The organism is Rhodococcus sp. MTM3W5.2 (assembly GCF_001984015.1).
In the GTDB taxonomy this organism is placed as follows: domain Bacteria; phylum Actinomycetota; class Actinomycetes; order Mycobacteriales; family Mycobacteriaceae; genus Rhodococcus_G; species Rhodococcus_G oryzae.
In genome coordinates this window covers 250,655-275,443 of the sequence record NZ_CP019572.1, presented here as the reverse complement: position 1 = coordinate 275,443, position 24,789 = coordinate 250,655, and the positions used below count along the sequence as shown (strand labels likewise).

At 69.6% G+C, this 24,789-nt stretch carries 25 protein-coding genes and 2 pseudogenes; 9 read left to right on the top strand and 18 right to left on the bottom strand.

Annotated features, from left to right (window positions below; genetic code table 11):
- Positions 1–7: 7 nt before the first annotated feature.
- Both BTZ20_RS01280 and BTZ20_RS01275 read right to left on the bottom strand, forming a co-directional pair.
- The gene (locus BTZ20_RS01280; RefSeq protein WP_077040091.1) at positions 8–1,174 is read right to left on the bottom strand and encodes an acyl-CoA dehydrogenase family protein; all 1,167 of its coding nucleotides are present in this window, start codon (positions 1,172–1,174) and stop codon (positions 8–10) included.
- Between the two features lie 61 nt (positions 1,175–1,235).
- Positions 1,236–2,663 carry an MFS transporter gene (locus tag BTZ20_RS01275; RefSeq protein WP_223263564.1) on the bottom strand — a complete coding sequence of 476 codons (1,428 nt, stop codon included), beginning with the start codon at positions 2,661–2,663 and terminating at the stop codon, positions 1,236–1,238.
- Positions 2,664–2,832: 169 nt separating this feature from the next.
- Between BTZ20_RS01275 and BTZ20_RS01270 the strand changes: the two genes are divergently transcribed.
- Positions 2,833–3,291, top strand: a complete 459-nt coding sequence (locus BTZ20_RS01270; protein ID WP_077040089.1) for a nuclear transport factor 2 family protein — start codon at positions 2,833–2,835, stop codon at positions 3,289–3,291.
- A gap of 12 nt (positions 3,292–3,303) precedes the next feature.
- Here BTZ20_RS01270 and BTZ20_RS01265 read toward each other — a convergent pair whose 3' ends face one another.
- The gene (locus BTZ20_RS01265) at positions 3,304–3,627 is read right to left on the bottom strand and encodes an AzlD domain-containing protein (protein ID WP_392976582.1); all 324 of its coding nucleotides are present in this window, start codon (positions 3,625–3,627) and stop codon (positions 3,304–3,306) included.
- On the bottom strand, positions 3,624–4,301 hold the full coding sequence (locus BTZ20_RS01260) for an AzlC family ABC transporter permease (RefSeq protein WP_077040088.1): 678 nt from the start codon (positions 4,299–4,301) through the stop codon (positions 3,624–3,626). The genes BTZ20_RS01265 and BTZ20_RS01260 overlap by 4 nt, the downstream gene beginning before the upstream one ends.
- A gap of 66 nt (positions 4,302–4,367) precedes the next feature.
- Between BTZ20_RS01260 and BTZ20_RS01255 the strand changes: the two genes are divergently transcribed.
- Positions 4,368–4,928, top strand: coding sequence for a helix-turn-helix domain-containing protein (locus BTZ20_RS01255; RefSeq protein ID WP_077040087.1), 561 nt, complete (start codon positions 4,368–4,370; stop codon positions 4,926–4,928).
- A 63-nt stretch (positions 4,929–4,991) separates the two neighbouring features.
- Here the strand turns inward: BTZ20_RS01255 and BTZ20_RS28805 are convergent, their stop codons facing one another.
- On the bottom strand, positions 4,992–5,117 hold the full coding sequence (locus BTZ20_RS28805; RefSeq protein WP_262982533.1) for a hypothetical protein: 126 nt from the start codon (positions 5,115–5,117) through the stop codon (positions 4,992–4,994).
- Here BTZ20_RS28805 and BTZ20_RS29630 point away from each other — a divergent pair.
- Positions 5,071–5,217 (top strand): annotated as a pseudogene (locus BTZ20_RS29630) (DUF2628 domain-containing protein); the annotation flags it as partial. The gene BTZ20_RS28805 and the pseudogene BTZ20_RS29630 sit on opposite strands and share 47 nt — an antisense overlap.
- A gap of 202 nt (positions 5,218–5,419) precedes the next feature.
- The gene (locus tag BTZ20_RS01245; protein ID WP_077040086.1) at positions 5,420–5,833 is read left to right on the top strand and encodes a DUF1992 domain-containing protein; all 414 of its coding nucleotides are present in this window, start codon (positions 5,420–5,422) and stop codon (positions 5,831–5,833) included.
- A 31-nt stretch (positions 5,834–5,864) separates the two neighbouring features.
- On the opposite strand, the gene BTZ20_RS01240 is transcribed toward BTZ20_RS01245, so the two are convergent.
- The gene (locus BTZ20_RS01240) at positions 5,865–6,746 is read right to left on the bottom strand and encodes an LLM class F420-dependent oxidoreductase (RefSeq protein WP_077040085.1); all 882 of its coding nucleotides are present in this window, start codon (positions 6,744–6,746) and stop codon (positions 5,865–5,867) included.
- Positions 6,747–6,837: 91 nt separating this feature from the next.
- Positions 6,838–8,469, bottom strand: a complete 1,632-nt coding sequence (locus BTZ20_RS01235; RefSeq protein WP_223263866.1) for an AMP-binding protein — start codon at positions 8,467–8,469, stop codon at positions 6,838–6,840.
- 231 nt (positions 8,470–8,700) lie between these two features.
- On the opposite strand from BTZ20_RS01235, the gene BTZ20_RS01230 reads away from it, so the two are divergent.
- A complete protein-coding gene (locus BTZ20_RS01230; RefSeq protein ID WP_223263563.1) occupies positions 8,701–9,204 on the top strand; it encodes a nuclear transport factor 2 family protein in 504 nt (167 codons plus the stop codon).
- 16 nt (positions 9,205–9,220) lie between these two features.
- On the opposite strand, the gene BTZ20_RS01225 is transcribed toward BTZ20_RS01230, so the two are convergent.
- Positions 9,221–9,628: a hypothetical protein gene (locus tag BTZ20_RS01225; protein ID WP_145982155.1), complete on the bottom strand. Its 408-nt coding sequence runs from the start codon at positions 9,626–9,628 to the stop codon at positions 9,221–9,223.
- 160 nt (positions 9,629–9,788) lie between these two features.
- The gene (locus BTZ20_RS01220; RefSeq protein WP_077040081.1) at positions 9,789–10,364 is read right to left on the bottom strand and encodes a hypothetical protein; all 576 of its coding nucleotides are present in this window, start codon (positions 10,362–10,364) and stop codon (positions 9,789–9,791) included.
- Positions 10,365–10,595: 231 nt separating this feature from the next.
- Here BTZ20_RS01220 and BTZ20_RS01215 point away from each other — a divergent pair.
- Positions 10,596–13,400: pseudogene (locus tag BTZ20_RS01215) on the top strand (FAD-binding and (Fe-S)-binding domain-containing protein); the annotation flags it as partial.
- Between the two features lie 72 nt (positions 13,401–13,472).
- Here BTZ20_RS01215 and BTZ20_RS26465 read toward each other — a convergent pair.
- The 4 genes from BTZ20_RS26465 to BTZ20_RS01195 form a co-directional block, all read right to left on the bottom strand.
- The gene (locus BTZ20_RS26465; RefSeq protein ID WP_077043387.1) at positions 13,473–14,123 is read right to left on the bottom strand and encodes a PaaI family thioesterase; all 651 of its coding nucleotides are present in this window, start codon (positions 14,121–14,123) and stop codon (positions 13,473–13,475) included.
- Entirely contained in the window at positions 14,123–15,325 is a 1,203-nt protein-coding gene (locus BTZ20_RS01205) for a lipid-transfer protein (RefSeq protein ID WP_077040080.1), read from the bottom strand. Before BTZ20_RS01205 ends, BTZ20_RS26465 begins: the two co-directional genes overlap by 1 nt.
- Before the next feature lie 208 nt (positions 15,326–15,533).
- On the bottom strand, positions 15,534–16,421 hold the full coding sequence (locus tag BTZ20_RS01200; RefSeq protein ID WP_083742447.1) for a hypothetical protein: 888 nt from the start codon (positions 16,419–16,421) through the stop codon (positions 15,534–15,536).
- A gap of 14 nt (positions 16,422–16,435) precedes the next feature.
- Positions 16,436–17,053, bottom strand: a complete 618-nt coding sequence (locus tag BTZ20_RS01195) for a TetR family transcriptional regulator (protein WP_077040079.1) — start codon at positions 17,051–17,053, stop codon at positions 16,436–16,438.
- 183 nt (positions 17,054–17,236) lie between these two features.
- On the opposite strand from BTZ20_RS01195, the gene BTZ20_RS28800 reads away from it, so the two are divergent.
- The 3 genes from BTZ20_RS28800 (at position 17,237) to BTZ20_RS01185 (ending at position 21,264) form a co-directional block, all read left to right on the top strand.
- A complete protein-coding gene (locus BTZ20_RS28800) occupies positions 17,237–18,775 on the top strand; it encodes an acetyl-CoA hydrolase/transferase C-terminal domain-containing protein (protein WP_262982532.1) in 1,539 nt (512 codons plus the stop codon).
- On the top strand, positions 18,706–19,179 hold the full coding sequence (locus BTZ20_RS28795; RefSeq protein ID WP_411269100.1) for an acetyl-CoA hydrolase/transferase C-terminal domain-containing protein: 474 nt from the start codon (positions 18,706–18,708) through the stop codon (positions 19,177–19,179). Before BTZ20_RS28800 ends, BTZ20_RS28795 begins: the two co-directional genes overlap by 70 nt.
- 99 nt (positions 19,180–19,278) lie before the next feature.
- Complete coding sequence (locus BTZ20_RS01185) at positions 19,279–21,264, top strand: acyl-CoA dehydrogenase family protein (RefSeq protein ID WP_077040078.1); 1,986 nt, start codon at positions 19,279–19,281, stop codon at positions 21,262–21,264.
- A 73-nt stretch (positions 21,265–21,337) separates the two neighbouring features.
- Here the strand turns inward: BTZ20_RS01185 and BTZ20_RS01180 are convergent, their stop codons facing one another.
- The 5 genes from BTZ20_RS01180 to bphC form a co-directional block, all read right to left on the bottom strand.
- Entirely contained in the window at positions 21,338–21,724 is a 387-nt protein-coding gene (locus BTZ20_RS01180; protein WP_077040077.1) for a VOC family protein, read from the bottom strand.
- Positions 21,725–21,861: 137 nt separating this feature from the next.
- A complete protein-coding gene (locus tag BTZ20_RS01175) occupies positions 21,862–22,263 on the bottom strand; it encodes a hypothetical protein (protein ID WP_223263562.1) in 402 nt (133 codons plus the stop codon).
- On the bottom strand, positions 22,260–22,838 hold the full coding sequence (locus tag BTZ20_RS01170) for a hypothetical protein (protein ID WP_077040076.1): 579 nt from the start codon (positions 22,836–22,838) through the stop codon (positions 22,260–22,262). Before BTZ20_RS01170 ends, BTZ20_RS01175 begins: the two co-directional genes overlap by 4 nt.
- Before the next feature lie 44 nt (positions 22,839–22,882).
- Entirely contained in the window at positions 22,883–23,614 is a 732-nt protein-coding gene (locus tag BTZ20_RS01165; protein WP_077040075.1) for a flavodoxin family protein, read from the bottom strand.
- A gap of 70 nt (positions 23,615–23,684) precedes the next feature.
- On the bottom strand, positions 23,685–24,605 hold the full coding sequence (gene bphC, locus BTZ20_RS01160) for a biphenyl-2,3-diol 1,2-dioxygenase (protein WP_077043384.1): 921 nt from the start codon (positions 24,603–24,605) through the stop codon (positions 23,685–23,687).
- Positions 24,606–24,789: the final 184 nt, after the last annotated feature.

The window sequence follows — 24,789 nt, the reverse complement described above, 5'->3', positions numbered from 1 at the left end:
TCCTCGCTCATCTGACCCGCTTTTCGCGGACCAGCCCCAAACCGATGGTGCCGACCATGTCGCGCAGCACCTCGTTCACTCCCCCACCGAAGGTGTTCACCACGCCCTGGCGGGAGATCTGCTCGATCTGGCCGGCCAGGATCGCGCCCGGCGAGTCCGGCCGGATCCGGCCCGCGGCACCGAGGATGCCGAGCAGGGTGCGGTACACGTCGACGTGCGTCTCGGTGCCGTACGCCTTGGTCGCACCGGCGTCGGCACCGGAGAGGGCGTCCCGAGCGACCGCCGAGGTCATCTTCCAGTTCAGCAGCCGCATCGCCTCGAGCTTGGCGTGGGTGCGCGCGAAATCCTGCTGTACCCAGGGAATCTCGATGGTCCCGTTCGCGCGAGACCAGTCCAGCACCTGGTTCCACAGCCCGTAGGTCCTGCCACCGAGGGCTGCCAGACCGATCCGCTCGTGATTGAGCTGCGCGGTGATCAGCTGCCAGCCGCCGTTGACCTCACCGACGACGTCCTGGTCGGTGACGCGGATACCGGTGTAGTAGGTGGAGGTGACCATCAGGCCGCCCACCGTGTTGATCGGCGACCAGGAGAAGCCCGGGTCGTCGGTCGGGACGATCAGGATGGAGATGCCCCTGTGCTTGGGCGCCTCGGGATCGGTGCGGCAGGCCAACCACACGTAGTCGGCGGTGTTCGCGCCCGAGGTGAAGATCTTGTTGCCGTCGATCACCCAGCCGTCGCCGTCGCGGACCGCACGGGTGGTGAGCGAGGCGAGGTCGGTGCCGGCCTCGGGTTCGGTGTACCCGATCGCGAAGACGATGTCCCCGGCGAGGATGCCGGGCAGGAATCTGTCCTTCTGCTCCTGCGTGCCGTACTTCATCAGGGTCGGGCCGACGGTGTTCACCGTGACGAACGGGAAGGGCAGACCGGCGCGCTGGACCTCGTCGAAGAACACGAACTGCTCCTCGATGGAGCGGCCCTGACCGCCGTACTCGACCGGCCAACCGATGCCGAGCCAACCGTCGCGCCCGAGCAGCCTGACGATCTCGCGGAAGTGCTCGCCGCCGACGCCCTGCTCACCGGCCGTGCGGCGCTTCTGATCCGGCAGCAGCGTGGCGAAGTACGCGCGCAGTTCGCGGCGCAGCTCGGTCTGCGCGGCCGACTCCCTCAGATCCATCGATGTTCTCCCCTGTCTCGCGGCACTCGAGCAGATCACGTGCGCTCGCGCGAGTGGGCCGCTACGGAGCGGCGCGTATCCGATCCGGTTCAGTCTCACTCAGCGGTTGGTCCTGCGGGCGGACTTCGTCGCCCGGGATGAACACCGCAACGACCAACGCGACCAGCGCCGCGGCCGATCCGATCCCGAACACCAGCGCGTACGCGCCCGCCGTCGGGAACTGCACACCCGCGACCTGCATCATCGACGCGGTGGTGACCGCCGCCACGACCGCACTGCACGCGGAGGTGCCGATGGATCGGGCCAGCGAGTTGAGGCTGTTCGCGGCCGCGGTCTCCGACACCGGCACGGCACGCATGATCATCGCCGGGACCGCCCCGTAGGCGAAGGCGGCGCCGATCGCGGTCACCGCGATGCACGCGACGATCACGCCCAGCTGGTGCGGCACCAGTGCGCGGGTGAGATTGGCGACCAGCAGGATGACGGCGCCGAGCATGAACGTCGTCCGCGGCCCCCTGCGCCGCGAGATGTGCGCAGACACCGGCGAGAAGGCGATCATCATCAGGCCGCCGGGCAGCAGCGCGATCCCGCTGAGCGTCAGCGACATCCCGTATCCGTACCCCGTCGCGGCCGGCGCCTGGAAGATCTGCGCGCTCACCATGAACGAGGTGAACATGGCGAAGCCGATCAGGATCGAGGCGATGTTCGTCAGCAGCACCTGCCGCCGGGCGGAGACGCGCAGGTCCACCAGCGGCCGCTTGGCCCCGATCGAGGAGAGCCGCAGCTCGTAGACGCCCCAGAGCAGGAACAGCGCGGTCGACCCCGCGAACAGCCCGAGGATCACCGGGGTGGACCAGCCCCAGTTGTTGCCCTGCGTCACCGCGAGTAACAGGCAGATCAGCGCCGCGGACAGCCCCGCCGCCCCCGCCAGGTCGAACCTCCCGCCGGTCCGCACCGGCGACTCGGGCACCAGGGTCCAGACGGTGACGATCTCGACGATGCCGAGCACGGCGGCGCCGCCGAAGAGCCAATGCCAGCTCAGGTGCTCCGCGACCACACCGGTCAGCGGCAGCCCGATGGCGCCACCGGCGCCGAGGGTCGAGCTCATCAACGCGATGCCCGAGCCGACCCGATCCTCGGGCAGCTCGTCGCGCATGATGCTGATGCCCAGTGGGATGACGCCCATCGCGGCGCCCTGCAGCGCCCGGGCGCCGAGCACCACCGCGAACTCGTCGGAGACGGCACCGAGGGCGCTGCCCAGCACCATCACGGCCAGCGCGATCAGCAGCATACGGCGCTTGCCGAACATGTCGCCGAGCCGGCCGAGCACGGGAGCGCAGACCGCGCCCGCGATCAGGGTCGCGGTCACCAGCCAGGCCGCGTTCGAGGCGGAGGTGTTCAGCAGCCGTGGGAACTCGGGCAGCAGCGGCATCACGATCGTCTGCATCAGCGAGACCGCGATGCCGCAGGAGGCCAGGGCGATGACCACGAGTCGGGCGGAAGTCGGCCTCCCGACAATCGGTTGTGCGGCCAACATTCCTCCAGACAGAGTTCTCGACCCCGATCATGCGCCCGCGCAGCCGAATCCCGGAGCACTTTTCCCGCTCAGCGGGCGCGGGCGCGGTCCGCACCCGCTGCCGGCGTCGCATACTCGGGGCATGAGCACTCAAGACCACGCCGACCGACTCGATCTCGCCGATCTGGTCGGACGATACGCGGCGGCGGTGGACGGCCGTGACACCGCCGCTCTCGCCGCTCTCTTCACCACGGACGCCGAGTTCGTTCAGCCCGCCACGCTGGTCCGGCGCGGCCAGAGCCCGACCGTCGCGGGCCCCGAGCAGATCGCCGCGACGGTACTCGGGGCGGTCGGGCACCTGCACTCGACGCACCACGCGGTCGGACAGCAGGTGCTCACCGTGGACGGCGACGCCGCCGACGGCCTGGTCTATTGCCAGGCGCACCACATCTACCGGGTCGAGGACGGGTTCCGCGACAACAGCCTCGCCATCCGCTATCGGGACAGCTACCGGCGCGTGGACGGTCGATGGCTGGTCGCGCGCCGGGAGCTGACCGTCGACTTCGCCGAGGACCGCCCGGTGACGGTGCCGGGCGCCTGACCGCCACCTCGATCAGGGGACGCCGAGCAGGCGCAGTCCTGCTGCCGTTGCCGCGGCGGCGAGCACCGCCACGAGGAAGGGCGCCTTGCGCCAGGCGAGCACCCCGCCGACCAGCACGCCCAGCGGTCGTGCGATGCCTGCCGCGCCCTGGTCCTGGGTCAGCGCCGTGGTGGCGGCGACCGCGACCAGCAACACCACCGCCGCCGTCCCCATCAGCTTCTCCACCCGATCCGGAACGACCACCCGGGTCCGCAGCGCGGGGCCTGCGAATCGGAAGGCGAACGTTCCCGCCGCCAACACGAGTATCGAAACCATCAGTACCGCAGTCACGTTCACCGAACGGCCGCCCTTCGCACGCCGCCTGCGCAGAGCCCAACGAGCGCCAGCAACACCGGGATGCCCGCGGGCAGGAACGGTGTCGCGGCCAGCGCCACGCCGGCGCCGACCAGTGCCGCTCGAGCGGTGGCCAGATCCCGCAACGCCGGAATCACCAGCGCCAGAAGCACAGTGGGGAACATCGCGTCGAGCCCGAGGAGGTCGGTGTCGCCGATGACGCTGCCCGCGGTCGCGCCGATCAGCGCCCCGGCGGGCCAGCAGACCAGGATTCCGATGCCGCACAGCCAGTAGGCGGCGCGCCTGCGCGCCGCGTCGTCCTGACCGAGCGCGAAGACCGCGCTCTCGTCGTTGAGGATGTGGCTGCCCAGCAGCCGCCGCCAGCCGTTGCCGGTCACGCCGCCGACCGCGAGGCCGAACGGCATGTGCCGCGCGTTGACGAGCAAGCCCGCGGCGAGCGCCGCGAGCGGGCTCCCGCCTGCCGCGACGATGCCGACGAACAGGAATTCCGAGGCGCCTGCGAGGACGAGCCCGGCCATCAGCACGGGCAGCCACGGCGCGAACCCGAGACCGACCGCGATGGCGCCGTAGGACACGCCGACGATCCCGTCGGCGAGGCACACCAGGGCGATATCTGCCCGGAGCCCGCGATCAAGTGTTCGCCATGTCGAACGCATGACTTTTATAATGAACAGATGACAAGTGTTCGTCAAGTCGAACAATACGACCGATACAGTGAACGCATGGCATCGGAGGGGAAGGCACCGCTGGACGCGATCGCGTCCGCGCTGCGGCAGGAACGCGAACGGGCCGGGCTCTCGCTCACCGAGGTCGCCCGGCGCGCCGGGGTGGCCAAGTCGACGCTGTCCCAACTCGAGGCGGGCACGGGTAATCCCAGCGTGGAGACGCTGTGGGCACTGTGCACCGCGCTCGACATCCAGATATCGCGACTACTGGACCCGCCGCGACCGCGGGTCCAGGTGATCCGCGCAGACGAGGGCCCGGCGCTGCACTCGGATCGGGCCGACTACCAGGCCACGCTGGTCGCCTCCTGCCCGCCGAATGCGCGCCGCGACGTCTACCGGATCGCGGCCGAACCCGGTCCCGCCCGCGAGTCGCAGCCGCACCCGCCCGGCGTCATCGAGCACGTCGTGCTCAGCGCAGGGCGGGCCCTGGTCGGGGTGACCCAGGATCCCGTCGAGCTCGGCCCCGGCGACTACATCGCGTACCCGGGCGATGTCGCGCACGTGTTCCAGGCGCTCGAGCCCGGCACCCGTGCGGTGATGATCTCCGAGCACACCTGAGCACCGGCACCTCGCCAGGAACCGAATACCGTCGGCGTGCGTCCAACTGGTCATGACGCAGACTCACATGAACTCCACCGCCGCCGTCTCCGGACTGAGCCAGCGGTGGATGCTCCGGTTCGACTTCTTTGCCCAGCACGGACTGCCCGGGTTCTGGAAGAACAGCCCCGAGTGGGTCGCCGCATTCAAGGCACTGCCCTTCGGTCGACGAATGACCATCCAGTTCAACTGGCTTGCCGCGCTTTTCGGCGTCTTCTACCTGTTCGCCAAGGGCCTGTGGAGGAAGGCCGTGGTGTTCATCGCACTCGGCGTCGCCTATGGCGTGGTCGCGATGTTCGCCGACACCCCGTGTGGCTGGACCGGGGCGTCGGAATCGGCCTCATCGTCTTCTGCGCGACCCGGGCGAACGTGTACGTCTACGAGAAGAAGGTCCTCGGCAAGCACACCTGGTCGCTGTAGCAGGACCTACGGGGTCGGCGCATCCTGGAGACATGACCGAGCGCAAGCCGTGGGACGTCCCGTTCGAGTCGTGGGTCGAGCGTCAGATCCGGGTCGCCCAGGAACGGGGCGACTTCGACAACTTGCCCGGCGCGGGCAAGCCCATCCCGCACCTCGCCGACGACGACGAGCTGTGGTGGGTGAAGAACAAGCTGCGGGCAGAGGGGCTGTCCACCGAGGCGCTGCTGCCGCCGTCGCTGCAGCTGCGGCGCGAGGTCGCGCGACTGCCCGAGACGGTCGCGGACCTGCCGACGGAGGCCGACGTGCGAGAGGCTGTCGCGGAACTGAACCGTCGCATCGCCGACTACCTGCGCGCCCCAAGCGCGCCGCGGGTGCCGGTGCACCGGGTGGACGCCGAGGCGGCGGTGGCCGGGTGGCGGACCGGCCGCCGCCCCCGAACCCGGTGACGGCTGCCGTCACCCGGCTCCGGACGACCGGTCAGGCCAGGCCCAGCCGCGTCGAGCACTCGGCCATCTCGTCGAGCACCGCATCGAAGGTGGTCGCGTGGCGCGACGCGGACAGCAGGATCCGATCGGACCCGAGCGACGTCGCCCAGTCGATCTTCGACTCGTCCACCCTCGTCAGCAGGTGGCCGAGCACCAGCGCGACCTCGGACGGGTCTCGTCCCGCCTCGACTGCGGACGAGCGCATCAGCGCGACCGCCGCGTCGAGGTCCTCGCCGCCGAGACCGAGCGGCTGAAAACCGTTGCCCAACCGCCCCGCCCGCCGCGCCGCCGCCTTGCTGTGGCCGCCGATGTACAGCGGCACGCCGGACGGGCGCGCCGGCTTCGGGAACGAATAGGCCCGCTCGAACCGATAGTGCTCGCCCGCGTGGTCGACGCCCTCGGACCCACCGGCCCACAGCGCGCGCATCACCGCGATGGCCTCGTCGGCGACCTTCCCGCGGCGGTCGAACTGGCCCCCGCAGGCCTCGATCTCTTCGCGCATCCAGCCGACCCCAAGGCAGATCCGCAGCCGCCCGCCGGAGAGCCGGTCGAGGGTCGCCAGCCGCTTTGCCAGCACCACCGGATTGTGGTTCGGCAGCACCAGCACCCCGGTCGCGAGGCCGAGTGTGGTCGTGGCCCCCGCAACGAAAGACAGCAGCTCCAGCGGGTCCGGGATGTCGCAGTCGTCGGGCAGGTGGGACTTGCCCGTCGGCGAGTACGGGTACGCACTGTCGGTGTCCCCGATGACAACGGAGTGCTCCACTGCGGAGATCTCGTCGAATCCGAGAGACTCGGCGGCCCTGGCGAACTCGAGGATCCTGTCGGGCTCCCCGGTGACACCGAGCTCGACCGGGATCACGACTCCCAGCTTCATGGAACATCCTTTCGACGGCGAGGCGGCTTCGCCGCTGTGCGCGATTTGTACCCCGGTTGGGGTACAAATCGCGCACGGGCGGCGCAGCCGCCTATACGTAGCGTTGGCGCCCGTGCGAGGCGAACTCCGCCTCAAGGGCGACCTTGTCATCCTCGGACATCACCCGGTACACCGGTTCCCCGCGTCCCTCCCAGCGGAACACCGGGTCGACACACCGCCAGAGCTCGGACTGCAGCTCGCGTTTGAGCACCTTGTTCGACCCGGTCACCGGCAGGTTCGTCGACACCCGGACGAAACGCGGGGCCGCCTTGGTGCCCAGGTCGTCCTGGGCCGCGAGGAAGGCGGCGAACTCGAGCGGATCGAAGTCCGAGGCGTCGGCCACCTCGATCGCCGCCATCACCTGGTCGCCCGAGCGCGGATCCGGCACCGCATACACCCCGGTCGCGATGACCTTCGGGTGCCTGCGCACGATCCGCTCGATCATCAGCGCCGAGGTGTTCTCGCCGTCGACGCGGATCCAGTCGCCCTTGCGCCCGGCGAAGTAGATGAACCCGGCCTCGTCCACGTAGCCGAGATCGCCTGTCCAGTACCAACCGTGCCTGATCCGGTCCGCCACGGCCTTTTCGTTCTTGTAGTACCCCTCGAACCGCTTGGCACCGCCCCTGTCGACCATCTCCCCGATCGCCGCGTCCGGGTTCAGCACCCGGCCGTGCTCGTCGAGGCGGGCCCGCTCGCACTCCACCAAGCTGTCGGGATTCACCACCGCGATCTCCGCGTGCGCGGGACGCCCGAGCGCGCCGTCGGGCGCGGCCGGGTCGAGGCGAACCGAGCCCGCGCCCTCGCTCGACCCGTAGCCCTCGAACAGTTCGGCACCGAACCGGCGGACGAACTCCGCCTTGTCCTCCGGGGAGGCCTCCGTGCCGAAGCCGCGGACCAGCGTGTTGTCGTGGTCGTCCGGCTGCTCCGGCGTGGCCATCAGGTACGCCAGCGCCTTGCCCACGTAGGTGAAGTAGGTGGCGCCGAAGAACCGCACGTCCGGCAGGAACCCGGACGCGGAGAACTTCCGCGTCAGGCAGACCGTCGCGCCGTTGGCCAGGGCCGGCGCCCAGAGAGCCATCAGGGCGTTGCCGTGGAACAGCGGCATGCAGCAATAGTCCACGTCCTCTCGGACGTGACCGTACTTCGTGGTGTTCGCGTGCGCGAGGCGCGCGAGCCTGCCCTGGCTGCATCGCACCGCCTTGGACATGCCGGTGGTGCCGGAGGTGAACAGCAACAGGAACAGCGTCGACTCGGAGACCTCCGGATCCGTGGCGACGTCCGCGACCCGATGCGCCGCAACGCGTTCCGCGTACGCGGGATCGTCGACGAGGAGGAACCGGTCCTCGGTCAGCCCGAGATCGAGCCCGCGCAGCTGTGCCATGCCCGCCGCGTCGGTCACGATGAGCTGGCAGTCGACGTAGCGAACCTCGGCCTCCAGTTCGGCGCCGCGCCGCGTCGGATTGATCCCGACGATCGCGGCCCCGCTCAGCGCGGCGCCGCCGAGCCAGAAAAGGAACTCCGGGGTGTTCTCGAGCAGCACGCCGATGTGGAACGGACCGTCGACGCGCAGCGCGGCGGCAAGAGCGCCGCGGGCCGCGCTCTCGCGGACGGTCTCGTCCCAGGTCCAGTCCCGCTCACGGGTGCGCACGCCCAGGTGCTCGTCACCGACGCGATCCAGCAGCATCTCGGCGATCGTGGCGCGTTCCAACTCGACTCCTGTAACTGGGTGTCTCGGTGTTCACAGCTTCGGCGGGTTCGACACTAGCCATACTGCCGCCGCTCGGTGTCCGAAGTCCCGGTCAGCGGTGCGACCACCCTTTCCTTCTCCCGGTGACCGGGAAGGTCCTGACCCACGGCCTGACCCTGCGGTAGAACTCGTGAGCGCAATGTGACGGGCTACAGGAAGGGGACGGCGGTGACGGCGCTCGATGAACTCCTCGACAAACAGGCCATCTACGAGGTGGTGATGCGCTACTGCCGCGGCATCGACCGACTCGACTTCGACCTGGTACGCGGCGCCTATCACCCGGACGGCATCGATCACCACACCGGATTCGACGGCGGCGTCGAGGAGTACATCGCCTGGGTACGCCCCAAGCTGGAGCTGCTCGGCGGCACCATGCACCACATCGGGAACCACCTCGTCGAGTTGCACGGCGACCTCGCGATCAGCGAGTCATATTCCACGGCAACACATTGGGGCCATCCCGCCGGGGGCGACTTCACCAGCGGCGCCCGCTATGTCGACCTGATGGAGCGTCGCGCAGGCCGGTGGGCGATCGCGGAGCGCTGGGCCGTGCGCGAGTGGACCCGTTCCGACGGGGGGCGGATGATCACGCCGGAGGCCGACGGACCGCGCGGCCGTCGCGACGGCGCCGACCCGCTGGTCGAGCTGCGGTCGCGACTGACCGCGCGATAGCGACGCTCGGCGCCTATCAGCTGGAGAACAGCATCGCGGCGCTGCCGGCAAGATCCAGGGGCGGGTGATCCGTGCCGGAAAGGGAGGTCACACCGTCTGCATCGACGCACGTCGGCTCTACAAAATAGGTCCAGGACTTGTTGGGCACGGTCAGGCGGTAGGTGCCTGAGCCCGGATCACCAGTCAGCGCCACGTCGCCACGGGTTTCGAACCTTCCGTATGTCTCGACCACGTCCACGTAGCATCCGACCAGGGTCGGAGAACTGATGCCCGTGAATGTCACCTCGATGACACCGTCCGACGTGGTTGCGTGGAAAGAACCGGCGACTGCTGCGGAGCCGACCGCAGGATTGGCCAACAGAGCCAGCGCGGCGAATCCGGCGACGGCGCCCACGCGGGCAGTGCTCTTACGGGTTGTCTTCACGGTGTGTCCAATCTCGACGAGTGGAGTGCTCCGACGGAGCATCCTGAGGCATGACAACCGCCATGATGCACGCCTCGAGCCATCCGATGGCTCATTCTCGAAGATCGGAACTATTTGTCCAAATATACTGTTTAACAACATATTTCAATGCAATACCCGGTCATACCCTCCCGGCGCACGATGCGTCCGCTCCGACGCCAGAGGGGGCCGTGGGACCGCGCGGCAGCCGCGACGGCGCCGACCCGCTGGTCGACCTACAGTCGCGACTGACCGCGCGATAGCGCGCTCCCGGCGCCCCGGGGTCAGCTGCCGGTCGGGGAGTCCGCGCTGCCCGAGGCGCTGCCGCTGCTGCCCGAGGCCTCGCCGAGGACGACCCGCTCCCCCCGAACGGGGTGAGGAAGGTCAGCCCGTCCCCGTCTGCGCAGAGCGCCTCGACCCGATACGTCCCGTCCTCGAGCGCAGGCGACCGATAGGTGCCCGCGCCCGGATCTCCGGTCAAGGAGACCGGATTGCCTTCCAGCAGGTTCCCAAAGGGGTCCTTGACCTGAACCCAGCACACCAGCAGGCTCGGCGAGCTGACGCCGGTGAAGTCGACGACGACTCGCTGCCCCTCGGTGTGCACGGCGGCGGAACCGGCGACGGCGGCGGAACCGAGCGCGGGGTTCGCGAGCAGGGCGATGGCGGCGAGTCCGGTGACGGCGCCGGCACGGGCGATGCTCTTACGGGATGTCCTCACTGCATGACCTTTCATGTCGGTTTGTCCGGGATCTCCGACCTGGACAAACGGGGATAGTCGAACTGCGGCTGCCATCATGCATGGGCTCTCGGGGCCTCATCCGGACTTCCCGCATTTTCGGCACCTGCGGTGATCCATCGAATTAGTGTGCCTACCTCGATCATTCGGCGGCGAGCGCCCGACGCTGGCAGGAGCCGTCGCGGGGGCCGTAGTATCGGCAGGGTGTCGCAGATCAGCGGTACCGACGATCTGACCTCGGCGATCGCCGCGCTGCACGCGCGGGTCGCGGGCGAGGTGGACGACAGCACCCGACGCCGGGCCGAGTACAGCACCGACGCCTCCAACTACCGCGTCGTGCCCGATGTGGTGGTGTTCCCGCGCTCCGACGAGGACGTGGCGGCGGTCATGGAGGTCGGCCGCACCCACAACCTTCCTGTGACCGCCCGTGGGGCCGGAACCTCCGTGGCGGGCAACGCGATCGGGTCCGGATTGGTCCTCGACTTCAGCAGACACCTCGACCGCATCGTGGCGCTCGATCCCGACCGCCGGACCGCCGTTGTGCAGCCCGGCGTTGTGCTGAGCACCCTCCAGCGGGCGGCCGCGGCGCACGGGTTGCGGTTCGGCCCGGATCCGTCCACACAGGACCGCTGCACCCTCGGCGGGATGATCGGCAACAATGCATGCGGACCCAGGGCCGTCGCCTGGGGCCGCACCGCCGACAACGTCCACGCCCTGCGGATTCTCGACGGCACCGGGGCCGAGCGGCGCCTGGCCGACGACCTCTCGGCCGCGCCCGGACTCGACCGTCTGGTGGCCGACAACCTCGCGGTGATCCGCACCGAACTGGGCCGCTTCGAACGGCAGGGGTCGGGGTACGGGCTCGAGCACCTGCTCCCCGAGCGCGGGCACCACGTGGCCCGTGCCCTCGTCGGCTCCGAGGGCACCTGCGGCCTGATCCTCGATGCGACGGTCGGGCTGGTGCCGGTCCCGGCCGCCACCGCCCTCGCGGTCCTCGGCTACCCCGACATGCCGGCCGCGGCGGACGGTGCCGCCATGGTGCTGACCGGTCGCCCGCTGGCGATCGAGGGCATCGATGCCCGGTTGGTCGATGTGGTTCGCAGGCACAAGGGTGCGGGCGCGGTCCCGGACCTGCCTCGCGGCGCCGGCTGGCTGTTCGTCGAGGTCGACGGCTCGACGCCGGCCGACGCGATGGCCAGGGCCGCCGAGATCTGTCGCGGCGCGGGCGCACTGGACAGCCGCGTCGTGCCGACTGGCCCGGAATCGGCCGCGCTGTGGCGGATCCGAGCGGACGGCGTGGGGTTGGCCGGCCGCACCGTCGACGGGCAGCCCGCCTGGCCCGGCTGGGAGGACGCCGCGGTCCCCCGGGAGCGCCTCGGCGCGTACCTGCGCGATTTCGCGGAGCTGACCGGCAGGCACGGGGTGGACGGCCTGCTGTACGGGCATTTCGGCGACGGCTGTGTACACGTGCGACTCGACCTGCCCATCGCCGATGCCCCGCAACGCTTCCGGGCCTTCCTGGTCGACGCCGCCGCGCTGGTCGCCGGCCACGGCGGATCGCTGTCCGGCGAGCACGGCGACGGTCGTGCCCGCTCCGAACTGCTCCCGCTGATGTACTCGGAGTCGGCCCTGGCCGCGTTCGCCGGCTTCAAGGCGGTCTTCGACCCGAGCAATGTCCTGAACCCGGGCGTGCTGGTCGACCCGGCGCCCGTGGACGCCGGTCTGCGGGTGGCGCAGGCGCCGCCGGTCCCCTTCGCAGGCGGCCTGGCGCTGGCCGCGGACCGCGGCGACCTGAGCATGGCGGCGCACCGCTGCGTCGGCATCGGCAAGTGCCGCGCGGACACCTCGGGCGCGGGCGGTTTCATGTGCCCGTCGTACCTCGCGACCGGCGACGAGAAGGACAGCACCCGCGGCCGTGCCCGGGTGCTCCAGGAGACGATCAACGGGTCGCTGGTGACGGGCGGCTTCGACTCGCCGGAACTGGAGGAATCGCTCGACCTGTGCCTGTCCTGCAAGGCGTGCGGCTCGGACTGCCCCGCCGGGGTGGACATGGCCGCCTACAAGTCAGAGGTGCTGTATCGGCGGTATCGACGGCGGCCGCGTCCGCGCACCCACTACGCGCTCGGGATGCTGCCGCGGTGGTCGCGAATCGGCGGACGGCTGCCGTCGATCATCAACGCGGCGAGCTCAATCGGGCCGCTGCGCCGAACGGGACTGCGCGTGGCCGGACTCGACCCGCGACGCGGGGTCCCCCGGTTCGCCGACCAGACCTTCCGCCGATGGTGGCGGCGCAGGCCCGCCCCCGAGGAGCCCGGCCGTGAGGTGCTGCTGTGGATCGACACCTTCACCGAGACCTTCTCCCCCGCGGTGGGCCGTGCGGCGGTCGCCCTGCTCGAGGACGCCGGCTATCGGGTCCTGATCACGCGGCGGTCGGCCTGCTGCGGACTCACGTGGATCAGCACCGGTCAATTGGACGGTGCGCGAAGGCAATTGCTCGGGACCCTGGATCAGTTGCAACCCCACCTCGAGGCGGGGCGCCCCATCATCGGCCTCGAGCCGTCCTGCACCGCGGTGCTGCGGTCCGACCTGCCCGAGCTGCTCCCGGACGATCCCCGGTCTGCCCTCGTCGCCGCGTCCACACGCACGTTGGCCGAATTCCTCATCACCGCAACCGATGCCGACGGCAAGCCGTGGTCGCCAACTCGGCTCGACGGGGTCCGGGTCGTCGTGCAGCCGCACTGCCACCAGCACGCGGTGATGGGCTTCGCCCCCGATCGGGCGCTGCTGGCGCGGGCGGGCGCCGAGGTCCGGGAGATCGCCGGGTGCTGCGGCCTGGCCGGGAACTTCGGGATGGAACGCGGCCACTACGACGTCTCGGCCGCGGTGGCCGAGAACGGGATCCTGCCCGCGCTCCGGGAGGAGGGACCCGATGCCGTGCTGCTGGCGGACGGCTTCTCCTGCCGGACCCAGGCCGATCAGCTCGCCGGCCGCGCGGGCGTCCACCTCGCGCAACTGCTGCAGGCACCTCCGGCGCCCGTGAGTCCTTCTGGTCCGCCAGGGGCTAGAAGGACTCACGGGTGGCGCAGCCGCCTACCGGGGGCGCGGCACCGCGGCGTCGATGAACAGTCCCTCCACCGAAACGCACACCTCGCCGTCCGCGGTGGTGATGCTGCCGACGGTGTTGATCTTGCGACCCTCCACGGACATCTGCCTACCGGTGACCGTGAGCGGCTCGAACAGCGGGGTAGGGCGGTGGTACCGCACATTCAGCTGCGCGGTCATCCCCGCCTGGCCGCCCCATGCGTTCGCGACGCCGAGCACGTGGTCCAGGATCAGCGCCGAGACGCCGCCGTGCACACACCCCGGCGGACCCTGATAGGGCATGGTCAGGGTGACCTCGCCCCGCACCGAGCCATCACTCAGACCCTCGAGCACGATCGGCGGCGCGATGGCGTTCTCCGGGCCGGTGACGGGATCGTGCCGGGTCACGCCCTCGCCGTTCCACATGTCGATCAGACGTTCCGCCACGGCGGGAGCGTGCTCCTCGAGGTGATCGGCGATGCTGTTCAGCTCCTCGGCCACCCGGTCGAGGTTCGCGTTGGCCCGGTCGGTGCGCAACATCGCGTCGACGACCCGGCGGGCGGCGGCGGTGGCCCGGTCCACAGGGGCGTCCTGCGGGGCGGAAGTGAGAACCGTTCCGTCCTCATGACTCTCGAAGGTGGGGTGGTTGCCGAGGTCCATCAGTTCAGCTCCAGGGTCCCGGCCCGGTACAGCGTGACCACGCACGCACCGCCGAGGCCGAGGTTGTGCTGCAGACCCACACGGGCACCGTCGACCTGACGGGCGTCCGCCTTGCCGCGCAGCTGCCAGGTCAGCTCGGCGCACTGCGCAAGGCCGGTCGCACCCAGCGGGTGGCCCTTCGAGATCAGGCCGCCGGACGGGTTGACCACCCACTGACCGCCGTAGGTGGTGGCACCGGACTCGACCAGCTTGCCGCCCTCGCCCGCCTCGCACAGGCCGAGGCCCTCGTACGTGATGATCTCGTTGATCGCGAAGCAGTCGTGTAGCTCGATCACGTCCACGTCCTCGATCGTGAGCCCGGACTCGGCGAACACCTGCGCGGCGGCCGCCCGCGTCATCGGGGCACCGACCACGTCAATCATCGACTGGTCGGCGAAGGCCGCCTCGGTGTCCGTGGTGAGCGCCTGCGCGACGATCTCGATCGCCTGGTCCTCGAGTCCGTGCTCGCGGACGAAGCGCTCGCTGACGACGATCGCGGCTCCCGCGCCATCCGAGGTGGGCGAGCACTGCGAGCGGGTGAGCGGCGCGTGGATCATCTTGTCGTCCAACACCTGCTGCAGCGTGTACTCGTCACGGAACTGCGCGTACGGGTTGTTCACCGAGTGCTTGTGATTCTTCACCGCGACGGATGCGATCTGCTCGGCGGTGGTGCCGTAGCGCTCCATGTGCTCGAGCGCGGCGTTGCCGAACAGTTGCGCCGTCATGGGGCCGCGACCCCAGTCGTGCTTCGCCTTCATGACCTTCAAATGATCGTCGAGCGTGGAGACCTTGGGCATCTCCCCTGTGCCGGAGAGGGCGGTCTTGGTCATCTTCTCGAAGCCCACTGCCAGCGCGACGTCGACGATGCCGCCCTGCACCCACTCGCGGGCCATCATCAGCGCCGACGAACCGGTGGCGCAGTTGTTGTTGACGTTGACGATCGGGATGCCGGTCAGGCCCGTCTCGTACAGCGCGCGCTGGCCCGCGGCCGACGGCTGGAACACGTAGCCGACCGCTGCGCGCTGCACCTGCTCGTACGAGATGCCCGCATCCTCGAGCGCGGCGCCGACGGCCTCGGACACCATGTCCGGGTACTCCCAGTCACGAGACTCGATCTTCTCGAACTTGGTCATGCCGACGCCGACAACGAAGGTGCGATTCATAACTGTTGCTACTTTCCGGGCTCGGGGTCTCGGGGAGACCCGGGATGCGCTCGCCGATGGTGGTCGGCTGCACATTGGTGGTATCACCCGCAACGGACACGCACTGCGAGTTCACGAACATCAGGGAGGGTTACCAGCACCCGGAGGGTGGCGGGACCACTTTTTGGAATGTATTCCATTTCCTCGGGCCTGGCAACGGCATGCCCGGCTACGGCCGCGTCGTACGTTCCCACCCGCGCCGGACCGTCGCCAGTTGCCGCCACCCAAGGCCCTCGAGGTACTCCGCCTCCTCGACGTCCCCACGCGCGAGAGCGATGAAGAGGTTCTCGACGCCGCCCATCCGGAGCCAGTCCGCGACGGTCCCAGGAGCGCACGCCTTGCCCCGGGGTCCGGGGGGCAGCAACAGGTCGGCCACCTCCGCCCATCCGGCGAGCCGCAGCAGTGTCCCACCGCTGGTGCAGTCATCGATCGTCTCGACGCGGCCCTGCTCCGTCCCGCCGTCGCCGAGCGTGAATCGAACCCCGCGTTCCCCCACCGATCGCCGAATCTGTTCGAACACAGAATCATCCGATACCGGGAGGGTCTCGATCCCGCCCGCGAGGAGCAACTCGACGGCGCCCTCGGCAGGCCGGAACCCCGCGCCGAGCAGCAACTCCTCTAGGTGCGGCCAGCAGTCCGGGATTCCGAAGGTGGCGGGCGTCGGAAGGTCGCCCTCGGCGAAAATTCTTCTTGCGCCCCAAGACTCGAACACACGCAGCGCGGCGCCCAGCAGCTCCGCAGCGGGATCTACCTGATTCGGCAGACAGACCATCCAGGCGACCTCGCCCGAGCCGCGGCGGTCCGGCTCCACGTCCGGGGAATTCCGATAGCACCGCAGGTGCGCCGCGCCGACCACCCGGGAGTCGACCACGACCACCAGGGTCTCGCGGGTCCGCACCCAGGGGTCGGCCCCGTACTGACCTGGATCGGCCTCGAGCTGGGAGAGCACGGTGGCGGTCGGGACGGCCCATCCGGGCACGACCGCCGAGATGTGGGCGTTCACCAGGTCGGTGACCTGGTGGCGGTCGGAGCGGCGGAACGGACGAATGTGAGGCATGCGGAGGGGGTCCGCTACCGGACCGTGCCGGTGAGTTCCGCCAGCAGCAGGTCGCACGCGATCCGCAGGTCGGATTCGATCTCGGGGATCGACGCCCGTCCGTTGAGGCTGGACTGGATCAGCCCGAACCACAGGGAGACGATCAACCGGATCACCGTGGTGTCGCGGACGGAGGGGTTCGCGATTCCCGCGGCGTCGAGCAGCTGGGCGTCGAAATGCTGGTCGATCTTGGCGACGTCGGGAATCGTGGCCGCGTTGGAGGTGGCCGCGGACTGGATCATCGCCGTCGCCAGCATGGGCCTGCGCAGCAGCGCCCTGGTCGCGCGCAGCAGGATCTCGTAGACCGCGTCCGCGGGCGACCCGGTGCCCTTCGGGCGCTTGGTCAGGCCGACGCCCATCTGGTCGATCTGGTCGACCATCACCGCGACGAACAGGTGGGTCTTCGACGGGAAGTAGCGGTAGAGGGTGCCGATGGCCACGCCTGCCGACTTGGCGACCTCGTGCATCTGGACGCGCTCGAGCTCCTTTTCGGAGGCCAACACGGCGGCCGCGTCCAGGATGCGGCCGTACCGCGCCCGCTGTTCGACCGAACTGGGCTCGGCCGCGTCGCGCGCCTCCGCAAGCCTGGGCATGTCTCCCCGCCTTCTGTCCGCATTCCGTCCCCGCAGGATAGATCCTGACATCAAGTGCGGACCACCGTCCGGGCGGCTCCGCTCAGTGGGACAAGTAGGCGGCTGCGCCGCCCGGGCGCGGTTGGCGAGGGCAGGGACTCATCAACCGCGCACAGGCGCGGAGCGCCTCCTAGGGTGTGTCCCATGCCGACACGCCGGGAGCCTGTGCAGTTCGATTCGCTCGATGACGCCACGGAATGGCTGCTGACCCACACCGACGGCCCACTGCACGTGGCGGGTCCGCTCGGGCTCGGCAAGCCGCACCGCCTCCTCAACGCACTGTACGAGCGGATCGAGGCAGACCCGTCTCGACCGCTGCACCTCTACACCGCGCTGTCTCTGGACCCGCCCGCCGCAGGCGAGGGCCTGCAGGCGCGCTTCCTCGGACCGTTCCTGCAGCGGCATTTCGGCGACGACTTCCCGCGGCTGGCGTACGTGCGGGCTCTCAAGCGCAACGCGTTGCCCGCGCACATCGAGGTGGAGGAGTTCTACCTGCAATCGGGGGCGTTGCTGGGCTCGCCCCAGGCGCAGCAGCGCTACGCGAGCCTCAACTACACGCACGTCGCGCGGGCACTCGCCGACCGCGGCGTGAACGCGGTGCTGCAGAAGGTCGCCCGCGAGCCAGGCGGGACCCGACTCTCGCTGTCCTGCAACACCGATCTGACCTTCGACACCCTCGACGAGATCGCCGAGCGCGGACTGCCACGGCCGGTGCTGATCGCCGAGGTGGACCCCGAACTGCCGTGGCTCGGCGGCACCGCGGTCGTCGATCCCGACTTCTTCGACGCGGTGCTGACCCCGCCTGGCCCGCACCCGAAGCTGTTCGGCCTGCCCCGCGAACCGGTCTCCGACGCCGACTACGCGATCGGCTTCCACGCCAGCACCCTGGTGCTCGACGGCGGCACCCTGCAGATCGGCATCGGCGCCCTGGCCGACGCACTGTGCCACGCGCTGGCGTTGCGGCACAACGACAATGCCACCTACCGTCGGGTGCTGCACGCCCTCGGTTCTCCCCACGCGGACGACCCGGCGCTGGCACCGTTCACCGACGGCCTGTACGGGTGTACCGAGATGATCAACGAGGGCTTCAAGCGGCTGGTCGAGGTCGGTGTCGTCAAGCGCAGGGTGGTCGACGACGCCGAGGTGATGTCCCGCATCAACGCGGGCACCGCCACCGAGGACGACTGCGCTGTCGTGGCGCGTGACGGCGAATTCCTGCACGGCGCTTTCTATCTCGGCTCGCCGGAGTTCTACGACTGGCTGCGCGATCTCCCGGACCCGGACCGGGACGGCATCGGCATGAAGCGCGTCAGCGAGGTCAACGAGCTGTACGGCGGCAACGAAACGCTCGAACGGCTGCAGCGCCGCCACGCGCGGTTCTTCAACACCTGCATGATGGCCACCGCGCTCGGCGCCGCCGTGTCCGACGCGCTGGACGACGGCCGGCTGGTATCGGGCGTCGGCGGCCAGTACAACTTCGTCGCGATGGCGCACGCGCTGCCGCAGGCGCGCTCGGTACTCATGCTGCGCTCGACCCGAGGGCGGGCGACAAGGCCGGCTCGAACGTGCTCTGGAACTACGGCCACACCACCGTCCCCCGGCACCTGTGCGACGTGTACGTCACCGAGTACGGGGTCGCCGACGTGCGCGGCCGCACCGACGAGGACTGCATCGCGGCGATGACCGCGATCACCGACGCCCGGTTCCAGACAGCGCTGATCGCGGCGGCCACCCGCGGCGGCAAACTGCCGCGGGACTTCGCCCTGCCCGCGGGCACCGCGGGGAACACCCCCGCGCAACTGCGATCCGCGCTGGCGCCCCTGCGCCGGGACGGCACACTGCCGGAGTACCCGCTCGGCAGCGACTTCACCCCCGTCGAGCAGCGCCTGGCGCGGGCCCTCGGCTGGCTCAAGGGCAGGACCGCCGACCGATCCGGACGGCTGCGGACGGTGCTGCGCGCGTTGCCCGGCGGGGCCACGAACGACCACGAGGCGGCCGAGCGGATGTCGCTGCAGAACCCGCGCGGCCTGCGCGAGATCGTCGAGTCGCGCCTGCTCGCATTGGCTTTGCGCGAGACGCGGGGCTGACCGCACGCGCGATTCTCGCCCGGTCGCAGGGTTCCCAAACCGGTGCCGCGGGAGGATACTCGCCAGTAACAACTGGCACGTCCTTCCAGGAGGCGGATCATGGTTGCACCGGCCCAGGTCAGCGAGGAACAGGCGAGAGCGGTCGCCGAGGAAGCCAGGGAGAGCGGGTGGGACAAGCCCTCGTTCGCGAAGGAACTCTTCCTCGGGCGGCTTCGACTCGACCTCGTGCACCCCTTCCCCCAGCCGCCGCCCGCGGAGGCGGCCAAGACCGACCGGTTCCTCGCCGAGCTCGAGAAGTACTGCGCCACCCTGGACGGGACGGTGATCGAGCGGGAGTCCCTGATCCCCGACGACTACGTCAAGGGCTTCGCCGAGCTCGGCTGCTTCGGCCTCAAGGTCGCCGAGGAGTACGGCGGGCTCGGCCTGTCGCAGGTCGCCTACAACCGGGCATTGATGCTCGTCGCGACGGTGCACCCGAGCATCGCCGCGCTCCTGTCGGCACATCAGTCCATCGGCGTGCCGGAGCCGCTCAAGCTCGCGGGCACCCCGGAGCAGAAGCGGGAGTTCCTGCCCCGCTGCGCGAAGGGCGCGGTGTCCGCGTTCCTGCTGACCGAGCCCGACGTCGGATCGGACCCGGCCCGGATGGCCTCCACCGCGACCCCGACCGAGGACGGCTCCGCCTATCTCCTCGACGGCGTGAAGCTGTGGACCACCAACGGCGTGGTCGCCGAGTTGCTCGTGGTGATGGCGCGAGTGCCCCGCAGCGAGGGGCGCCCCGGCGAGCCGGGCAGTGCGCACCGCGGCGGGATCACGGCGTTCGTGGTCGAAGCGAATTCGCCAGGCATCACCGTCGAGCGACGCAACTCGTTCATGGGCCTGCGCGGGATCGAGAACGGCGTCACCCGTCTGCACCAGGTGCGGGTGCCGGCCGCGAATCTGATCGGGCGCGAGGGTGACGGCCTCAAGATCGCGCTGACCACCCTCAACGCCGGTCGGCTCGCCCTCCCCGCGATGTGCACGGGAGCGGGCAAGTGGTCGCTGCTCATCGCGCGCCAGTGGTCCGCGGAACGGGTGCAGTGGGGCAGGCAGGTCGGCAAGCACGGGGCGGTCGCCGCCAAGCTCTCTTTCATCGCCGCCACCACGTTCGCGCTGGAGGCGGTGCTCGAGCTGTCCGGACAGATGGCCGACGAGGGCCGCAACGACATCCGGATCGAGGCCGCGCTCGCCAAGCTGTGGTCGAGCGAGATGGCCTGCCTGATCGCCGACGACCTGATCCAGATCCGCGGTGGTCGCGGCTACGAGACCGCCGAGTCGCTGGCCGCGCGGGGCGAGCGGGCGGTGCCCGCCGAGCAGCAGCTTCGCGACCTGCGGATCAACCGCATCTTCGAGGGGTCGAGCGAGATCATGCGGCTGCTGGTGGCCCGCGAGGCTGTCGACGCCCACCTGGCCGCGGCGGGGGACCTCGCGGACCCCAAGGCGGACCTGCAGCACAAGGCCAAGGCGGCGCTCGGCGCCAGCGGCTTCTATGCCAAGTGGCTGCCGCACCTGGTCTCCGGCAAGGGTCAGCTCCCGACGTCATACGGTGAATTCGGCGGGAACGCAACGCATCTGCGCTTCGTGGAGCGCAACGCACGCAAGCTGGCCCGCTCCACCTTCTACGGCATGGCCCGCTGGCAGGCCGGGATGGAGAAGCACCAGGCGTTCCTCGGCCGAGTCGTGGACATCGGCGCCGAACTGTTCGCGATGTCGGCGAGCTGCGTGCGAGCCGAGATGCTGCGCGGGCAGGACCCCGGCCAGGGTGACGCCGCCTACGAGCTGGCCGACGCGTTCTGCCAGCAGTCCCGGATCCGGATCGATCGGCTGTTCGCGGCGCTGTGGGACAACAGCGACGAGGTGGACCACCGGCTCGCGGGCGCCGTCCTCGACGGCCGGTACACCTGGTTGGAGGCCGGGGTGCTCGACCAGAGCGAGGGCACCGGCCCGTGGATCTCGCAGTGGTCGCCTGGCGCGTCCAGCGAGGAGAACGTCGCGCGCAGGTTCCTGCCGCCGACCCAAAGCGGTGGCTCGTCGACGCCGAGCGGCTAGGAAGCACGATCCTGTGGCCGGTGGTGGCCACACCCCGCGACCCGGGGTGCGGCCACCACCGTGTCAGCGGACCTTATCTACCCGAACCGTATGGCCGAGTGATGATCTCGAGAAAGTGCCCGGCGGGGTCGAGGAAGTAGGTCCCACGTCCGCCGTCGTTCGTGTTGATTCCCGTGGCCGATTGCCGGGGATCCGCCCAGTGCTCCATTTTTCGCTCGAGGATTCGACCGTAGATGCTGTCGAAGTCATCCTCCGAGACCAGGAACGCGTAGTGCTGTGGGGTCACGTCGAGGTGGGGTGGTGGTTCGGCGAAGTCCAGGGTGACTCCGTTGTCGAGCTGGACGGCGAGAAAGAAGCCGGCCGGAACCGGATCCGGGAGGCCGAACAGCGTGGTGAAGAAGTACGCCGAGAGCTGCTTGTCTTTCGCAGCGACGATGGTGTGGTTGAACGAGATGGTCAAGGAAACCCCTTGCGGTCCGACGCCTCCATGCCTGACGCAGTCCGTCATCGACACGCGACGCTGTATCCAGGAATACCTCGACCGCGTCGCCCGCGCAAGTCCGGCACCGCTGCCACACCGAATGCATGGACGGTCGGCTACAGCGAGTGTTGCTCCGGTGTAGTCGTTTTCCGCGAGATGATCGCCACCACAACCACCAACACGACGATCGCGACGGCGTAGCAACCCCAGAGCATCAGAAAGGGCCGCAGCCAGCCCTCATCGATCGTCTGACCGCGATCGCCGACGCAGTAGAGCGTGAAGTCCGTCGAGATGCCGTCCCCCGACGCGTAGGTGTCCGAGACGATGACGGCCTCGGCGGTGGGTTGTTCGCAGAACAACGGGGCCAGGTAGAGCGCCTGCCCCGGCCAGATCACCGAGGAGGTCAATGTGAGGAAGCCTGCGCCGAAGACGATCACCATTCCCCAGATCAACGCCCGCGCGACAGCCGGTCGTCGCGCGCGCTCGGCGTTCACGCCGAGTTCCACGGGTTCGGTCACAGCGGATGTACCCCCGAGATCGCCCCGTCGGCATCGAACACGACAAGTGCCCGGGACCGCGGCGACTCGACCATGACCGTCGGCCGTATCGCCTCGGTTCTGTTGACCGAGATGCCGGTGACCTGGCCGTCGTCGAAGGCGGTGTCCGCAAGGGCGTCATCGACCAGGCTCTCGACGCGGCCGAGCGCGGGAACCTCTCCGAGGCTGAAGGATTGCGCGTCGAGATCGTCGTGGGCACTGACCAGTACCGGGGTCGGTTCACTCAGATATCGGCCGTCGAAGGTGTAACTGTCCAGCTGATCGGGTCGCGCAGGGTTCCGTACGGTCACATCGACCGTCTCGACCGGCCCGATGTTCACCGAGGTGACCTGCAACTCGGTGACGCCGTACTCGAGCGCGAGGGCGGCCATCGCGTCCCGGACCACGGCCGTGGTCATCCCCCCGCCGCGCGCTCGCATTGCCGCGTCGAAGTCGGCGCGGTCCACTGCTCCGATACAAGCCGTGGCACCGAAGGTCACCGCGATGGCCGTAACGGTCCACGCGGCCGATCGCCCCACCGAGGCCGCTGACGCCATGGCGAGAGGCTATCCCAGCGTCACCCCGGACGCAGCGGACGTTGTCAGCGGTAGTCGGGGTTCGCGAAGTCGGGCCGGCAACCGGCGTCCCACTCGGACCGCTGGTTCCCGTAGGCGGGGAACCCGCCGGCCTCCTTCAGCATCGCCGCCGCGTGCATCAGGTTGTAGGTCATGAAGGTGGTGTTGCGGTTGGTGAAGTCGTTCCCCGGCCCGCCCGACCCCTCGTCCAGGTAGGAGGGACCCGGACCCGCCTCGCCGATCCAGCCGGCGTCGGCCTGCGGCGGGATCACATAGCCCAGGTGCTGGAGGCTGTAGAGGATGTTCATCGCGCAGTGCTTGACGCCGTCCTCGTTGCCCGTGATCAGGCAGCCACCGACCCGTCCATAGAAGGCGTACTGGCCCCGATCGTTGAGGATCGAGGAACAGCCGTACAGCCGCTCGATGACCTTCTTCATCACCGAACTGTTGTCGCCGAGCCAGATCGGGCCTGCCAGCACCAGGATGTCCGCCGCGATGATCCGCCCGTACAGCTGCGGCCACTCGTCGGTCGGCCAGCCGTGTTCGGTCATGTCGGGGTACACGCCGGTGGCGATGTCGTGATCGACGGCGCGGATCTCGTCCACCGCGACGCCCGCGTCGCGCATCAGCCCCACGCTGCGGTCGATCAGTCCCTGGGTGTTGCTGACCTCCGGCGACCGTTTCAGCGTGCAGTTGACGACGGCGGCCAGCAGGCCGTCGAACCTGGGCGCCATGCCCTGTGCCGATGGAATTGTCATCCCGGACTCCTCCGCGAGTGCCCCCGGCAGTCCACGATATGCGCCCGCCCGGCCCCCATGGCACCGAACGCTACGACTCGGGGGTGAACGCCGCGAGGGGCTCCGAGCCGGACCAGTCGTGACCCCAATAGCTGTCCGCGGTGATCTCCTCCGCGGTGTAGTGGGCCTCGTCCACCAGCATGCCCTCGGTGCCGAACTCGAGGTCCCAGCCGCCGGGCGCACGAACGTAGAAGGAGACCATCTTGTCGTTGGTGTGCCGACCGAGGGTGGACGAGATCGAGAACCCGAGCTTGCCGACCCGGTCCAGTGCCTGGCCCACCGCGTCGAGGGTGTCGACCTCCATCATCAGGTGCACCATCCCGGGGGCCTCCGACGGCGGCGCCGGACAGATTGCCAGGCTGTGGTGCCGCTGGTTGACGCCCAGGAACCGCACCCGCAGGGCCGGGCCGGGTGCGCCCGGCCCACCGAGGCGCATGGCACCGCGGGGCAGGAAGCCGAGGACCTCGGTGTAGAAGTCGTAGGTCTCCTGGAAGTGCGGGGTCGGCAGCACCACGTGGCCGAGGCCCGCGGGCCCGGTCACGAACCTGCCGCCGTGCGGGGTGACCACCGGGCTGTGGTCGAGCACCGGACCGAAGAACACCTCGACAGTCGTACCGGCCGGATCGGCGAAGGTGATCGCGCGCTCCACGTCTCGCTGGTCCGCCTCCCCCTGCGACAGCTCGCGGACCTCCACGCCTGCCTTCTCCAACTCATCGTGGACGGCTCGCAGCGCGAACTGGTCACGCACCTCCCAGCCGACCGCGAGCACCTTGTCCACCTCGCCCGGCAACACCTGCAGCCGCGACCGGCGCTCGTCGATCCGCAGGTACAGCCCGTCCTCGTCGGGGCCGGTCCCGACGGCCATGCCGAGGCCGTCGACCACGAGTTCGCGCCAGCGATCGACGTCCTGCGTCTGCACCTTGAGGTAGCCGAGCGAACGGATGTCAGACATCTTCTCCACCAATCCCTCTGCTGGGCGGGTGAGCGCGGACGACGACACCGCCGGCATCCACTCCTACGTGGCCTCGATCATCGTCCGATGGCCGCGATTGCGGAACAGGTGCCGTTCGGGACTACTTGTCGGCCTCGGAGGCGATGCAGACCGAGTTCAAGACGTGGTGGTAGGTCACCAGCCC